1 protein-coding gene is annotated in these 255 nt (G+C 56.5%); it reads right to left on the reverse strand.

The features are described from left to right. Window positions 1-208 (reverse strand): NUDIX domain-containing protein (locus tag SB756_RS32510; RefSeq protein ID WP_410913565.1); only part of this gene is annotated, 208 nt, incomplete at its 3' end. Window positions 209-255: the final 47 nt, after the last annotated feature.

The following is a 255-nucleotide window of genomic DNA, read 5'->3' on the forward strand; positions in this document are numbered from 1 at the left end:
GGACGGTGTCGCGGGCCTTGAGCTCCTGCAGGTACAGCAAGCCGTCCACATTTAAACCGGTTTCTTCTTCCAGCTCGCGTTCCGCCGCGCCTACCGGGCGCTCGTGCGCTTCTACTTTCCCGCCGGGCAATGCCCATTTAGATCTGGCCTTGCGTACGAAGAGGATATGCCCCTCATGTTCGCAAATGACGGTCGCCCTAATTTTCATCGAATGTGCCCCCGCGCCGGATGAATGTCATAAAAGTGTAATGCAAT

This window comes from Pseudomonas sp. SIMBA_068, from assembly GCF_046534705.1.
Classification (GTDB): Bacteria; Pseudomonadota; Gammaproteobacteria; order Pseudomonadales; family Pseudomonadaceae; genus Aquipseudomonas; species Aquipseudomonas putida.